The 15,105-nt window shown below is 47.1% G+C and carries 10 protein-coding genes, 1 other RNA gene and 1 pseudogene; 4 read left to right on the top strand and 8 right to left on the bottom strand.

Annotation, left to right across the window (positions count from 1 at the left end; translation table 11 throughout):
- A pseudogene (locus QUA24_RS00595) lies at positions 1 to 1,107 on the top strand (WD40 repeat domain-containing protein); the annotation flags it as partial.
- Here the strand turns inward: QUA24_RS00595 and QUA24_RS00600 are convergent.
- Together QUA24_RS00600 and QUA24_RS00605 are read right to left on the bottom strand one after the other, a co-directional pair.
- Entirely contained in the window at positions 1,091 to 1,372 is a 282-nt protein-coding gene (locus tag QUA24_RS00600) for a hypothetical protein (RefSeq protein ID WP_333226409.1), read from the bottom strand. The pseudogene QUA24_RS00595 and the gene QUA24_RS00600 sit on opposite strands and share 17 nt — an antisense overlap.
- A 198-nt stretch (positions 1,373 to 1,570) precedes the next feature.
- Positions 1,571 to 2,485, bottom strand: coding sequence for a peptidoglycan DD-metalloendopeptidase family protein (locus QUA24_RS00605; RefSeq protein ID WP_445242574.1), 915 nt, complete (start codon positions 2,483 to 2,485; stop codon positions 1,571 to 1,573).
- A gap of 313 nt (positions 2,486 to 2,798) precedes the next feature.
- Between QUA24_RS00605 and QUA24_RS00610 the strand changes: the two genes are divergently transcribed.
- Positions 2,799 to 4,022 carry an HhoA/HhoB/HtrA family serine endopeptidase gene (locus QUA24_RS00610; protein ID WP_333226413.1) on the top strand — a complete coding sequence of 408 codons (1,224 nt, stop codon included), beginning with the start codon at positions 2,799 to 2,801 and terminating at the stop codon, positions 4,020 to 4,022.
- Between the two features lie 311 nt (positions 4,023 to 4,333).
- Here the strand turns inward: QUA24_RS00610 and QUA24_RS00615 are convergent, their stop codons facing one another.
- The 4 genes from QUA24_RS00615 to QUA24_RS00630 form a co-directional block, all read right to left on the bottom strand.
- The gene (locus QUA24_RS00615) at positions 4,334 to 4,681 is read right to left on the bottom strand and encodes a DUF760 domain-containing protein (protein WP_333216444.1); all 348 of its coding nucleotides are present in this window, start codon (positions 4,679 to 4,681) and stop codon (positions 4,334 to 4,336) included.
- Between the two features lie 42 nt (positions 4,682 to 4,723).
- Entirely contained in the window at positions 4,724 to 5,239 is a 516-nt protein-coding gene (gene scpB / locus QUA24_RS00620; protein ID WP_333216442.1) for an SMC-Scp complex subunit ScpB, read from the bottom strand.
- 1,899 nt (positions 5,240 to 7,138) lie between these two features.
- Positions 7,139 to 7,326: non-coding RNA, 6S RNA (gene ssrS / locus QUA24_RS00625), on the bottom strand.
- A gap of 50 nt (positions 7,327 to 7,376) precedes the next feature.
- Complete coding sequence (locus QUA24_RS00630; protein ID WP_333226416.1) at positions 7,377 to 8,639, bottom strand: 5-(carboxyamino)imidazole ribonucleotide synthase; 1,263 nt, start codon at positions 8,637 to 8,639, stop codon at positions 7,377 to 7,379.
- Between the two features lie 338 nt (positions 8,640 to 8,977).
- Here QUA24_RS00630 and purD point away from each other — a divergent pair, with 338 nt between their 5' ends.
- Both purD and QUA24_RS00640 read left to right on the top strand, forming a co-directional pair.
- Positions 8,978 to 10,258, top strand: coding sequence for a phosphoribosylamine--glycine ligase (gene purD, locus QUA24_RS00635; protein ID WP_333216507.1), 1,281 nt, complete (start codon positions 8,978 to 8,980; stop codon positions 10,256 to 10,258).
- A gap of 169 nt (positions 10,259 to 10,427) precedes the next feature.
- Positions 10,428 to 12,614 (top strand): ATP-binding protein, encoded by a 2,187-nt coding sequence (locus QUA24_RS00640; protein WP_333226418.1) that lies wholly within the window; start codon positions 10,428 to 10,430, stop codon positions 12,612 to 12,614.
- Positions 12,615 to 12,821: 207 nt separating this feature from the next.
- On the opposite strand, the gene QUA24_RS00645 is transcribed toward QUA24_RS00640, so the two are convergent.
- Both QUA24_RS00645 and QUA24_RS00650 read right to left on the bottom strand, forming a co-directional pair.
- Complete coding sequence (locus tag QUA24_RS00645) at positions 12,822 to 13,721, bottom strand: S1 RNA-binding domain-containing protein (RefSeq protein WP_333226420.1); 900 nt, start codon at positions 13,719 to 13,721, stop codon at positions 12,822 to 12,824.
- 99 nt (positions 13,722 to 13,820) lie between these two features.
- Entirely contained in the window at positions 13,821 to 14,567 is a 747-nt protein-coding gene (locus QUA24_RS00650; protein ID WP_333226422.1) for a dienelactone hydrolase family protein, read from the bottom strand.
- Positions 14,568 to 15,105 lie beyond the last annotated feature (538 nt).

A 15,105-nucleotide genomic window follows, 5' to 3' on the forward strand; every position in this document is an offset into this window, starting at 1 on the left:
GGCAAAACCGCGATTTCCGCTTCCGCTGCTGACGATAACACCATGAAAATCTGGGACACTGAGAGTGGTACCGAACTGCGAACTCTCACCGGTCATACTGAGTCGGTAAATGCAGTGGCGATCGCACCAGACGGTAAAACCGCGATTTCCGCTTCAGATGATCGAACCCTGAAAATCTGGGACACCGAGAGTGGTACCGAACTGCCAAATCTCACCGGTCATACTGAGTCGGTAAATGCAGTGGCGATCGCACCCGATGGCAAAACCGCGATTTCCGCTTCATCGGATAACACCCTGAAAATCTGGGACACCGAGAGTGGTACCGAACTGCGAACCCTCACCGGTCATACTGAGTCGGTAAATGTAGTGGCGATCGCACCCGATGGCAAAACCGCGATTTCTGGTTCATCGGATAACACCCTGAAAATCTGGGACACCGATAGTGGTACCGAACTGCGAACCCTCACCGGTCATACTTACGGGGTACTAGAAGTGCCGATCGCAGCACTAGCAGTGGCGATCGCACCCGACGGCAAGACAGCGATTTCCACTTCAAGGGATGAAACCCTGAAAATCTGGGACACCAAGACAGGGACTGAACTTAGAACCCTCACCGGTCATACTGAGTCGGTAAATGCAGTGGCGATCGCACCCGACGGCAAAACAGCGATTTCTGCTTCACACGATAGAACCCTGAAAATCTGGGACATCGAGACAGGCTCGGAACTCAAAACTCTCACGGGTCACAGTAACTCGGTATATAAAGTGGCGATCGCACCAGACGGAAAAACCGCGATTTCCGCTTCAGACGATAAAACCCTGAAAATCTGGGACACCGAGACAGGCACCGAACTATTAACCCTCACAGGTCATATTAACTCGGTAAATGCAGTGGCGATCGCACCTGACGGCAAAACCACGATTTCCACTTCGGATTACGCCCTGAAAATTCGGGATTTGCTTAGCGGTAAAGAGGTTGCTAGTTTCAGCGGAGAGTATAGGTTTGTTTGCTGTGCAATCGCCCCTGATGGAGTGACAGTTGTAGCGGGCGATGATTCGGGCCGGGTGCATTTCCTGCGATTGGAGGGAGTTAGCGGCGGGGGATAATCCAAGAAACCGGGTTTTTGCCCGAATCTGTGGGTTGTACCGAAGTATTTCGGAAAAAACCCGGTTTCTGGGGCCTCGCGATCGGGTTTTTTGTGGATGGGCGATCGGGTTTTTTGTTGATTGGGGCGATCGAATTTTTGTGTGGATCGGGCGATCGAATTTGAGAGAAATGTGCGATCGGGCAATAAGTTGTTAACCAATAAGTGATTAATGGGAACCCGATTAGTGCGATCGTTACTTGTTTCTCGGATTCTATCAGATTCAAAAAGATTGTGAGTAAAATAAACGGGGTTTGCGTCAGTTATTTTTGTAAGTGAGTCTAGTAAAATGTTGGTAACATATTTTTTGGAATAGGCAATCGTGTAATAATTCGGCTGCCTATCTTTTTTTACCACAACACTGATCAATCCTTACCCCCTCTGGATTTGGGGCGGGTTGTTCCCCCCCCAGTCCACTAACAATCCTATTTTTTAATAGTCGCTTGCAAATAAAGCAGCGGGTCTTCAGCAACCCAACCCAAACCCGAATTGTACCGAACTTCAAAATGCAAATGAGATGGCGGAATGTCCCGTTTTCCCGTCGTCCCCACAGTACCCAAAAGTTCTCCCGACTGCACTTTTTGACCGACTTTTACCGCAATATCTTTCAAATGAGCGTAGCGCGTTTGCTTCCCCGCTTCATGGTTCACCACCACTAAATTCCCGTAATCCCCCTGCGGCCCGGCAAAGGCGACAGTCCCCTCGCCCGCGGCCAAAACCTGCGTACCCTCCGACGCCAAAAAATCTACGCCGCTGTGGAAAAAAAATTCGCGCCGCCCCGGATGCAATTGCCGCCCGTAACGCAAAGCTTCCACTGCTGGCGCGGGCAGCGGAAATCCTTGCACCGATGGCGTTGCATCGGGATTGATAGAAGGCCCGATCGACCTATTCACCGCTGGCACAAACACCGTTTTCCCCAAAGGCCTGCACCCATTCGCCTCAAATAGCAAATCTGCGCGCACTTTGTAAGCTTCTGCCAGTTTTTGCCAATTCCAGCCCGCAGGCACTTCTACCTCCCTGCCACTGTACGGAGGAATGACGATCGCACTTCCAGCAGATACTCCACCGCCCCGCAACATCGGATTTATCCCGATCAGTGCCGCAGGAATCACACTGTACTGCCGCGCGATGCTTTCTATTGTTTCGCCCTGGGCCACAGTGTGGCGGCGCAACCGAGACATAGCCGGACTCGGGCAATCGCGGGCGGGGTCGGGGTTTTCTACAGGTGTACCTAAAGGAAGATTTGCAGGTGGGATTTCGGTATTTGCCGCCGTTTTCCCAACGGGTGCGATCGACCAAATTAATGCAAAAATCAGCGGAAATAAGCGTTTCAAAGTCATTATGTACATAAAAAAGTATTCATTTCGGACAGTTGACAATTTTAAAATCCTGTGAAACTGCATATTTGAAAGCTCTAGCCACCCCCCAGACTGTAAATCCCAGGCTAAGCCAAGTTAGGATGAGAATTATTAGTTTGATTCGCTCTTGGCAAATCCGGCAAAATTGCCTGTGATGCCGATGGGCGCCTGCCTGTTAACAGCTATGTTCTTGAGGAAGCGGTACGCCCCGCCCCGCTTCCTTCCCGTCGCCAAGACAAAAAAGCTTGATTCGGAACCTGTCTGCGGGGATGAGGTATTTAGCGGGAGTTATTAAATGAGTTTATCTTTTAAGCAAGCGACCCTTTATGTGACTCTGCTGTCAATCGGCGGAGGTATGGGATGGTTGGGAAATCGCTATCTGCAAGGCTCAAACAATCTGGAAACCGGATTGGTTTTGCCAGTAGTACGCCAGCAAATCCCCCCCTATGCGTCTCCTCCAGTTCTGGAAAATCGGGCAGTCGATCGCAGCAATCCCAATTTTATTGCTGAAGCAGCGGAAAAAGTCGGCCCGGCTGTAGTGCGGATTGACGCATCAACCAAGGTGGCGAATCAAGTGCCCGAAGCTTTCAAAAATCCTTTGTTTCGTCGGTTTTTTGGGGAGAATTTGCCACAGCCGGAAGAACGACTCAAGAGAGGTACGGGTTCCGGGTTTATTCTCACTTCGGACGGCCGCATCGTTACTAATGCTCACGTTGTCTCCGGGACTGATACTGTCAAGGTGACTCTCAAAGACGGCCGCGAGTTTGAGGGTAAGGTGCAGGGAGTCGATCCGCTGACGGATGTCGCTGTGGTTAAGATTAATGCTAAGGAACTGCCGCAGGTGGCTTTGGGTCGATCGGACAATATTGTACCGGGACAGTGGGCGATCGCGATCGGCAATCCTTTAGGTCTCGACAATACCGTGACTGTGGGCATTATCAGCGCTACTGGTCGATCAAGTTCCCAAGTCGGCATCCCCGACAAGCGAGTCCGCTTCATCCAAACCGATGCTGCCATCAACCCCGGCAATTCAGGCGGCCCCCTACTCAACGACCAAGGCGAAGTAATTGGCATCAATACCGCTATCCGCGCGGACGCTCAAGGCTTGGGATTTGCAATTCCGATCGAAACCGCCAAACGAGTTTCCGATCAGCTATTCGCCAAAGGTAGAGCCGAACATCCCTATCTCGGCATTCAAATGGTCAGCTTGAGTGCCGCCACCAAGGCAGAACTCAACAAACAGCTCGATAATAATAATAAAATTACCCTCGATCAAGGCGTAGCCGTGGCGCGAGTCGTGGAAAATTCCCCCGCTCAAAAAGCCGACTTGCGCCCCGGAGATGTCATTCAAAAAGTTGACGGAATTGCGGTTAACACTCCCGGTGACGTGCAAGAACGGGTGGAAAACACGGTTGTGGGCAAAGAACTAGAAGTGGAAATTAACCGTTTGGGTCAAGTTCAGAAAATTAAAGTACGTCCGGGTGCTTTTCCCCTATCGGGTAGCTCCGCCGGTGGGTAATACCATTTTCAATTTTCGATTTTCGATTAAAGAATTAAGAATGACTTACTGCATAAGGATTTGGAGCTTATCTACAGTTGCATTCTTTTTTGAAATTGGTATTAGTTGCAGGGGTGGAGGATGGAAGATGAATCTGATGCTTTATAGTCCTGGAAGCAGTAACCGGGTTTTTTCACCAAAAGCCTCGGTGTAGCGCGAGGGATAGCCGGTTAACAGCCCGGTTTCTTAATTCCCTGTGCCTCCATGATTCAGGATTATGGATTTTTCTGAACAACTTTCATCTTTCTTGCTTCCCCAACCCGTTGATCTTTTTACTTGTCTTTGGGTGAGTTTGGTTTAATCGAGCTGGTGCTTGCTAAATTTTCTTCTAGGTGCATCCTTTGCTCCATTTGCCTCAAAAAATAGCCTGTCATCATCGCTGAAGCTAGCAAACCTGCTAAGTTTTCGCGATCGGTGGTAATTTCGACGTTAAAATTTTCTGAAGGCAAAACGCCGACAAGTCCTTGAACGTTATGAGAGATTATTTCTCTGATGTCGGGGCTGACGGACTTGGCGACGTGGGCTAGAACCTCCGGGGATTGGTGTTGGAGGTACTTCAGCAGTGGATTGACTGCGGTTTGTTGGGCATTGGATGTGTCAAAGTCAGGGTGAAAAACCATTTGGCGATTCTTAATTTCTGGCTGGTTACATTCTACTTCAAACTACTCGTCATTGCTTGGGTACAAATTTGCCTGAAAGTCAAGTTGCAATTGTTTTGGCAGTTGATCTACTTGAAAGTACCGATGAAATTTCTCGGTAACTTGTAACCAATACGACCGCCCCTCAGTCGGTCGCCGTTTGCGGACGAAACCCATTTCTACCAACTCCTGCACTTGTTGGTAAGCTCCTGAACCTCGCAAGTTAACTAAATCTGGCTGAGCGATGCCGCCTTTGAGGGCGATCGCAGCCAGCGTCCGCAAAGCTCCCACACCTAATTCTGGAGGTATTAAAGTTTGCATTAAACTGGCAAACTCTTCTCTGAGTTGCAGGCTGTATCCTGTGGGGGTTTCGACGACTTCTAATGCACTGTCGCGGTGGGACGAGTCAGACATGAGTTCGATGATGGCGTCTTCGGCTTCGGCTCGATCGCACTTGGCAATCTCGGCAATTTCTGCGATCGACACTGGCTGACCTTTTAGGTAAAGTATGGCTTCTATTGTTGTGGCTAAGCGAGTCATTTGGGAATTGGTAATTAGGAATGGGGACGTGGAAAGAAGGAGGAAGAAGCAAGGAAGAAGAAAGACTCAGGAAAACAACAGTTATCCGTATTTCCGTAACTTCCGTCTAGTGAATAATGAGAGTTAGGAATAAACATTCTCCTTACACAAATTATTAATAGTGTAGGTTAGGTTGAGAAACAAAACCAAAACTTTCAATTTTCTTTTTTTATATCAGTCCGAGACGCAGAAATATATAACGTTTCTGGCTCTCCTGAGCTTATGGTGCTCAACCAATACACCTGACGGGGTGACACCCCCGTCATAACCCCCTAGCTGACGGGGTTATTACTAATTCAGGGTAAAAAAAGATGGGTCAGTATTGTTAAGAAGCCCCATCAGTTAAAATGTTACCTCAATCATACCAAATTTGTTTCCAACGGCAGCTCAAAAACGCCTAATACTTGACTCGGACTATTGTAGTTTTTCTGCTCCCAACCCATAAATAGGTGAGTATTGAGTTATTGGCAAAATTGATGCCATACCCAATCATGTTTGAGAGCCGACGACATTCTCTTCAACGATTTCTCAAGCTACCTATCTTCAAGATAGAAAAGCTTTGGTTTGCTCTGCTTAAATATACCCATCTTCTGTCAATACGCGGCAGAATAAAATAAGAATTCACTCTCATTGATCAAGTAAGGAAAGGATTTGGGTAAAAATTTATTAACGCTCTTAATCGAGCCTAGCCTGTAGATAATTGTGGAATCGGAAAAACTTTTAGCCACTGTTGTATCCAGTTATATCAGGTTCGGATAATTACTTATAATATTTAAGTTCGACGACTGACCCTCACAAACCAGCGAGTGAGGCAAAATCTCATTGGTAATCAGTTAAGCCTGTATGGCTATTGTCAACAGGATTCCAGAAGAGGTCTCTTGCGAAAAATTGGTCAGAGCCTCGCTGGGGAAAATCCAGATTATTTGCTCTCATTCTATCACGACCTACTCGAAAAATACCTAAGCCCAACACAATTACTTACTCTTCAGATGTTCGCGCGTGTTGTTGCAGACTCAAAAAGAAGTCAGAATAGAACCATTAGCTGTTAAAGAGCAATTGCCGATCTTACAAAGTAGTCGCCGCCGTCACATACAAAGATTTTTACAGGTTCCAGGACTTAGCATACTTGTGCTGTGGTTTCCAATTGTCTGCATAGGTAATAGCCCGTCACCTAAAAGTCGGGTGTCAATTAGTAATTGCATTGGGATAGAACTCAATGCAAAGATTATAATGTCTTAATGGTAAGTGCCATAGTTCAAAAAAGGGTATTTCCTGTATTCTGGACGCTGTGAGATAAACATGGGGCTTCTAATACAAGTCGAAGAGAAACAAGTGTTATGTCCAGTTATTCGCTTGTTAAAAAGATATAAATTAGTAATTGTTGGCGCTCGGTAATTTCAGTAACTGCTAACCGCAACAGGGTTGCGGTTAGCAGTTACGACTTTGGTCGCGTACAAATGAGCCTCTTGCTAATCGAACATTTGAAAATCTTGATGACTTAGAAAAGGTTTTATTTGCTCGCTACCAACAATTACTCCAACAACAAGATTTAATTCGGGGTTTCACAAACTTTCACTGGTGGCCTCAAGTTCCCGTTGCTGCTTAATTATGGGTAAGTACCCGGATATGATATAAGATTGAGCCTCCAATTTATAATTTTAGTTACTGGGCTGAAAGATATTGTCTGGTCCGCACCTGGGCAATCTCACTCAGTTGGTGGTGGGAACGAGTCAGAGGAGCCTGTGTTTCCCAGTTGCGATCGCCCTCGTCGAGCTCACGTTAACTATGAGTAAAAGCGTTTATCGCAAAAAAAAATAGGCTAGCTATATTTCACAGCGCCTATCTCAATCAAAATTTTAATGGTTCCCCGCAACGCCGTCTTACCTCAGCTTTTGACCTGGTATTTTACCAGGTGGGTACCGTTGGCTCGGACTTAAAGTTTCTGGGTACAAGCCCAGTTTACTGCTGTCCAAACATCTTGATTCCCGAGAGTTAAGAGTTATAGATCAAAAAAACATTATTGGCAGTCACCAACGTCGCAGTAGAACCTTTATTTAATATATACCAACTAACCCGATTTTGGCAAGCTTCGAGCAATTTAACTTGCATACCAGATAGATTCAACGGTTTGAGCCAGATCCTCTGCTGACGATCGCCCCTGAGCCACCAAGTCCGCGTCGATCACAACTGTAACGTGACCGAGTTTGCGACCGGGACGCGATACTTTCTTACCATACCAATGGACAAAAGCACCACTAATTTGTGCCAGTTGTTTTCTTTTTGCTAAATAATCGGACTCAGCCGACTCGTAACCTAGCAAATTTACCATGACAGCGCCTGCACATTTTAAATCGGAATTCCCTAAAGGCAGTTGACAAACTGCGCGCAAATGCTGTTCAAATTGTGAAGTTTCGCAAGCATCGATCGTAAAATGTCCAGAATTGTGGGTGCGGGGTGCAATTTCATTGACTAACAGCTTATTGTCGGCGGTTAAAAATAATTCAATGCCGAATATGCCGACAGCTTGCAAACTGTTGAGGAGAGTGCGGGCGATCGCACAAGCTTCATTTTTCACCTCTAAACTAATATCAGCGGGCGCAATCACCACATGACAAACCTGATTTTGCTGCTGAGTTTCTACGATCGGATAAATCGCAATTTCGCCAGTTGCCGATCGAGCCGCAATCACAGCCAATTCGCGATCAAACGGCACAAACTCTTCCACTAGCAAAGACTGACCTTGGAGTGTAGCACGAATTGACTCAAAACTCCCCCGATCCTTAACAATAAAAGTACCTTGGCCGTCATAACCGTGGCGGCGAACTTTGACGACAAAGGGAAAGTCGATCGATCCAGCACCCGAATCTCCTGCAATCTGCACGCTGTCAGAAACAGAAATTGCCCGAAAGTCGATCGCCACCGCCTTAAACAATTCTGGGGGCAAATCCGCACTGCCATCCCATTCCCAAAACCTCGGAGTTGGCAAACCCAAACCTTGTAAATAACAGCGCTGAACGTACTTATCCAACAAAGGAGAAAGCGACGACAAACTCGGCTGAAATAACACACCTTGCTCTTCTAGCGACCGCAAACCATCCAAATCCACAAACTCATTTTCAAAAGTAATAACATCGCAGCCAGCAGCCAATTGAGCCGTAGCCAAAACATCATCAACAGCAGCCAAAACAGCATCAGCAGCAACAGAAACTGCCGGGTCAGTAGCATGGGGAGTTTGTACTACCAATTCAATACCGAGCGCCCTAGCAGCATCCCCCATCATCCAAGCTAGCTGGCCGCCGCCGACAACGCCCACCCGCTTAAATTTTGCAGACGAACTCGCAGCGGTTTGATTTGATTTCATGTGAGTAAAATTCTCAGAGTCAACCTGCCTATCTTATCGCTATTTGTCCCCGGATCAATTATAGTAATTGCAGAGTTAAAAGCCAGAAAAGAGTTTTAATTGCCTGATTAATATCGAGGCAGAACCCAGAAAAATTGGGCGGCTAAAGTCTTTAATTATTGCACGCTCCCAGCCATTGATAAACAGCGGTAGAAGCCCACTCCTCCAGAAAAGTGCCACATCTAGCAATTCCCTAGCGCCAAGCATGGCATAATTGACAGCACTGCAAAAAGCAGATAGACAGATGCCAACACTGAAAATCAGACATTCAGGGAACACAATTTATAGGTGAGGATACTGTGAAAGTTTTAGTTGTGGGAAACGGAGGTCGCGAACACGCGATCGCAAAAAAACTGCTAGAATCTACGCGGATTAAACAAGTATTCTGCGTACCGGGCAACGGCGGCACAGCTACCACCCCAGGCTGTCAAAATCTGTCGCTCAACATCGACGACTTCCAAGGCATCGAACGCTTTGTGATGGTCAACAACATCGGATTAGTCATCGTCGGCCCAGAATTGCCCCTATCGCTAGGCATCGCCGACTATTTCCAACAGCGAAAAATGATGATTTTCGGCCCCACCAAAGCCGGCGCCCAAATTGAATCCAGCAAATCCTGGGCCAAAGAATTGATGCTCGAAGCAGGCATCCCCACACCCAAAGCTGCCGTATTTACAGACGCAGAAGCAGCAAAAGCATACGTTCTGGAACAAGGAACCCCAATAGTCATCAAAGCAGACGGACTCGCATCAGGCAAAGGAGTCACCGTTGCCACCACCGTCAAAATGGCTCACAGCGCCATCAACACCATTTTCCGAGGCGAATTCGGCACCGACAACATCCGAGTCGTCGTCGAAGAATTTTTAACAGGTCAAGAAGTCTCGATTCTCGCCCTCACCGACGGCATCACAGTGGAACCGCTGCTGCCGGCCCAAGACCACAAAGCTATCGGCGAAGGCGACCAGGGAGCCAACACCGGCGGTATGGGAGCCTACGCCCCAGCGCCCATTGTCACCCCGGAACTCATGGAAAGGATTCAAGAAGAAATTCTCGAACCCACCCTGGCAGCACTGCAAAAACGCAAAATCGACTATCGTGGTGTACTCTACGCCGGTTTAATGATTACCCCCGACGGAGAACCCAAAGTCTTAGAATTCAACTGCCGTTTCGGAGATCCCGAAACTCAAGCGGTTTTGTCACTGCTGGAAACTCCTTTAGAAGATTTGGTGCTGGCCTGCTGTCAGCAGCGTCTCGGTGAATATTCTATTCGCTGGAAGTCGGGGGCCTCTGTTTGCGTAGTTTTGGCTTCTGGGGGCTATCCTGGAAGTTATCAAAAAGGCAAAGTTATTACAGGTATCGAGGAAGCTGAAGCCAAGGGAGCAGAAGTGTTTCACGCCGGCACCCAGTTGAAGCAGCAGCAGTTGGTGAGCGACGGCGGCCGGGTTTTGGGCGTCACTGCGACGGGAGAAACTTTGGAACAAGCTATTTCCAAAGCTTATGCAGCAGTTGATTGCATCCAATTTGAAGGCGTCTACTGCCGCCGGGACATCGGCCGCCGAGCTCTGGGCGATAAAAATTAGGAATTGCGACATCGGCCGCCATCCGAAAGCCAAGCAATCTCAATGTAGAAGTGTAACAATGAAGTTTGGTATCTATGCGGTGGCGGTAGCGGACAAGTCGCAGCAGAAAATTCGATCGGAGCCAACTGAATTGATCTTGCTATTAATATTGAACTGGTGAACTGGTGAAATGCTGGCCATACTAAACAAAATCGGAGAAATTATTGCCCGCTGGTGGTCGGATTTTACCCTCCAGACCCGTCTGATGGCGGCTGCTACCCTCGTAGTGTCGTTAATTATGAGCGGCCTGACATTCTGGGCGGTGAATACTATCCAGCAAGACGCCCGACTTAACGATACTCGTTACGGCCGAGACCTGGGCCTGCTGTTGGCGGCCAATGTGGCGCCGCTGATTGCCAAAAACGATCGCTCCGAAGTCGCCCGCTTTTCCCGCCAATTTTACAGCAGCACCTCCAGCGTCCGCTATATGCTTTACGCCGACGAAGCCGGGGATATTTTCCTGGGGATACCCTTTTCGGAATCCGAGGTGGAGACTTCCCTGACGCTGCGCCGCCAGATCAAACTTCCCGATAATTTTCTCGCCGATATTGAGGCGAGAAATTTAACTTCTTTGCCTTTGGTACGGCAGCATTTGACACCAGATGGAGAAGTTACCGATGTATTTGTGCCGTTAATTCATGAAGACAAATATTTGGGAGTTTTGGCGATCGGCATTAACCCCAATCCCGCAGCAGTTATCTCTTCAAATCTGACTAGGGATGTCACTTTAGCAGTATTTGTAACTATTTGGGTGATGGTAATTTTGGGAGCTGTATTTAATGCCCTGACAATTACTCAGCCGATAAAACAATTAGTCTTCGGGGTCAAAAACATTGCCAGCGGGAATTTTAAGCAGCGAGTTGACCTCCCTTTGGGTGGAGAATTGGGCGAGTTGATTGGCAGTTTTAACGAGATGGCTCAGAAACTCGAAAGTTATGAAGAACAAAATATTGAAGAGCTGACAGCGGAAAAAGCTAAGTTAGAAACTTTGGTATCAACGATTGCTGATGGCGCGCTTTTATTAGACGCAAATTTGCAGGTGATTTTAGTTAATCCGACGGGGATGCGGATTTTTGGATGGGAAGGCAAAAATGCGCTCGGAGTAAATGTTCTGAACATTTTGCCTTCGGAAGTGCAGCAGGACTTGGCGAGACCTTTGCAGGAAATAGCTGCGGGCGATCGCGAAGGCGGCGAATTTCGCATCTCTCTGAGCGAACCAGTTAACCGTACAATACGGATTGTTTTAACTACAGTCATTCTGCACAAAGCGCCCGGTGCCGAACCGCTGTGCAGAAGCTGCATCCGCCATGAGGAAGATACCTGTACCGAACCACAACGCCCGGTAGCTGTAGAGTGTACTTTCTACGAGCAAACCTCCAAGCATCAAGGTTCCGGAAATTACCGAGAAAGTCTCAAAGGCATTGCAATGACAGTGCAGGACATTACTCGCGAAGTAGAACTCAATGAGGCTAAAAGCAATTTTATCAGCAATGTTTCTCACGAATTGAGAACACCTTTATTTAATATCAAATCTTTTATCGAGACTCTCCACGAGTACGGAGAAGACCTTCTAGAAAGCGAGCGCAGGGAATTCCTAGAAATTGCCAACCGAGAAACCGATCGACTAACTCGTTTAGTTAACGACGTGTTAGACTTGTCGCGACTGGAATCCTGCCGAGTTTATCACTTGGAAGCTGTTGACCTCCCGCAAGCTGTGGAACAAACCCTGCGGACTTATCAGTTAAATGCTAAGGATAAAGGCATTGAATTAGAGCAAGAAGTTGACCCGTATTTGCCACCTGCTTTAGGTCATTACGATTTGTTACTGCAAGTATTTGCAAATTTAGTAGGAAATGCCTTAAAATTTACGCAGTCCGGCGGCAAGGTGGCTATTCGAGCATATTTGCTAGAGCCGGAAGCGCCCACCCACAAAGACGGTCAATCCGTCCACCACAACTTGTCACCGGATGCTCAACATTGTCCGGTAGTGCGGATCGAAATTTCTGATACTGGAATTGGCATAGATCCCGAAGACCAACAAGCAATATTCGATCGCTTTTTCCGGGTAGAAAACCGAGTACACACTTTAGAAGGAACGGGATTAGGTCTTTCTATTGTCAGAAACATTATTGACAAGCACCACACTAAAATTAATTTAGTTAGCGAAGTTAATGTGGGTACGACTTTCTGGTTTGACTTAGCAGTTTATCAGCCGAAAAAAACAGTAGAGATGGAAAATTCTTGGCCAGTGGAAGCAACGGTGGAGAGTGAAACAATTGCGAGTCATGTTAGATCGATTCCGGTTGCACCGGAATGATTGTTGACTTTTGACTGTTGACTGTTGACTGTTGATTAGGAATCAAGAAGAAACCAGATTAGTTAGATTGGGATTTTTTAACCGCAGATATCAGCCGAGGGACACAGATGAAGACCGATGATTTTATCTGTGTTTATCGGCGTTTATCTGCGGTTAAACCTACATTCCTATTGTTTCCGGTAGATGGGGTTCTAATTACGTCAAGACTTAAGAAAGAGTCTTTCGAGCGCGTTCCGATCGCTCTTCTGCGGTATCCATAACATCCGCCATTTTATCCACCATTTCCCCAGGATAATTTTCCAGTACCCGAGTAGAAAGTGAAATCCGGCCACGACTTTCATCGAGGTCAAGCACGATCGCTTTCAGGGGTTGACCGGGAGCAAACACCTTTCCAAGGTTATCAATATATTTTTGGCTCACTTGCTTGATGTGCAGCAAACCGCTAACTCCTTCCAAGTCCACAAACACGCCAAAAGGCTTGATGCTGCTGACTTTTCCTTCCACCAACTGACCAATTTGCAAATCCTTGAAGGCATTCGATTGAGTGGCCATCCGCTGGGAAAGTACGAGTTTTTCTCGTTCGCGATCGACCTCCAAAAAATTAACGCTCAAAGATTGACCAATCAGCGATTCTAGGTTATCGCGATCGACTAAGTGCGATCGGGGAATAAAACCCCGCATTCCCTGAACATCTACAGTCACGCCGCCCTTATTCGCCCCAGAAACCCGCACCTGAAGAACTTTACCGGTTTCCTGCAATTCAATTAAATCTTCCCAAGCTTGCTGAATTTGTAACTGCCGCAGAGACAAGGTAACTTGGCCATCTGCATCTTGTTCGCGGATAATCAAAAAGTCCCGTTCCTCGTCCAGGGGAACCACTTCCGACAAATCCGTTACTGTTCTCAAAGCAGCCTCTTCGATCGGCAAAAAAGCCGAAGACTTGCCGCCGATATCAACATACGCGCCGTTTGAGTCGTACTCGAACACTTTGCCGCGCACTACTTGTCCCTTCTGGAACTCGTAATTGTGCTGTTCGAGGGCTTTAGCAAAATCATCCATTGAAAAGGATGCTTTTGCGCTTTGAGAACCTGTAGATTTGGAATTCATGTCAGTTTAGTTGTCAGTTGTCAGTAATTTAGTTGGCAGTCGTCAGTAGAAAAAATTTTTCCACTCTCCCCATCTCCCTATCTCCCCATCTCCCACTCTCTAAGCTGGTTGAAGTTGCTGATGAAATAGCTGCTTCACCTGCACCCACGAGTCGGCTGCTGCCGTAGCGTCGTAACTGCCGCGGTGGTCGCAGAAGAAGCCGTGATCGGCATTGTAGCGGAAAATTTGGTGAGAAATACTGTGTTTTTCCAATTTTGCGGCGATTTGGTCAACTTGTTCTAAGGGAATGCTGGGGTCTTGAGTGCCAAAAAAGGCGTAGAGAGTGCCTTTAATGTCTGCTGTGCGGGCGATCGTGGGGGTGCCGCCGCCGGGGGTTTGGGTGGCAATACCGGCGCCGTAGAACGATGCTGTAGCCTTGATTTCGGGCAAAGTAGCGGCGAGGTAGGCGACGTGCCCTCCAAAGCAGAAACCGATGCAGCCAAAACCTTCTGGTTTGACTGAGGGTAGAGTTTTGAGGTAATCGATGGTGGCTTGGATATCGCCCAGAAGTTCGGAAGCGGTGGTTTTTTCTTTGTATTCTCTGCCGATTTGGATAGCTTCGGGTGTGTAGCCGGTTTCAAAACCGGGGGCTTGACGCTGGTAAATGGCTGGGGCGATCGCCACATATCCTTCTTTTGCTATTCTTTCAGTAACTTCGCGGATGTGCGAGTTGACGCCAAAAATTTCTTGAATTACGATAACTGCGGGAAATTGCCCTGGGGAGGTTGGCTGGGCTAGGTATGCAGCTATTTGCAAATCCCCGTTAGGAACTGTGATGTTTTCGGTCCTAATTTCGGCTTTTGTCATAGGTAGTTTTAAGGTAAATGCCACTCTAATGATTTTAAGTTAATTTGGGGATTTTTTAGGCAATTAGCCAATAATATTTTTCGGAACCGCGAAGCGCAAATACCGCAAATATGGCAGGTGAAAATTTGATTATTATTGAAGGTTTAGGTTTCGCTGAATAAGTTGGGGCAAATCAATCCTAGCAATTAATTGGGAATTCAATTTTTGTAAAATATAAGTTTTGATCTGTGGTTTTCTAAAGCATAGATTTTGATAAGTCTACGACTTGGCAGCTTTTATCTGGCTTTTTTGTGAGATTTTAGAGATAAGTGTCTAAGCCGTTAGCTGTTGAATATGAGCTAATTTTTTTTGATATATCGAAGTTGTTTTTTAATCGCTTTGCTTTCTGGTTGGCGGAATCGTTTGAGGAGATTGATGCAGGCTAGGACTCAAGTCTAAGTTACGATCGCCACGCCGAACAAAGTCATCATCAAAAATTAATTGATGAGGTAAAGCGCGAGAGCCGGAAAATACCTATTTCCCCATCTAGGGCTTGAAA

The organism is Microcoleus sp. Pol12B5, from assembly GCF_036701335.1.
Classification (GTDB): Bacteria; Cyanobacteriota; Cyanobacteriia; order Cyanobacteriales; family Microcoleaceae; genus Microcoleus.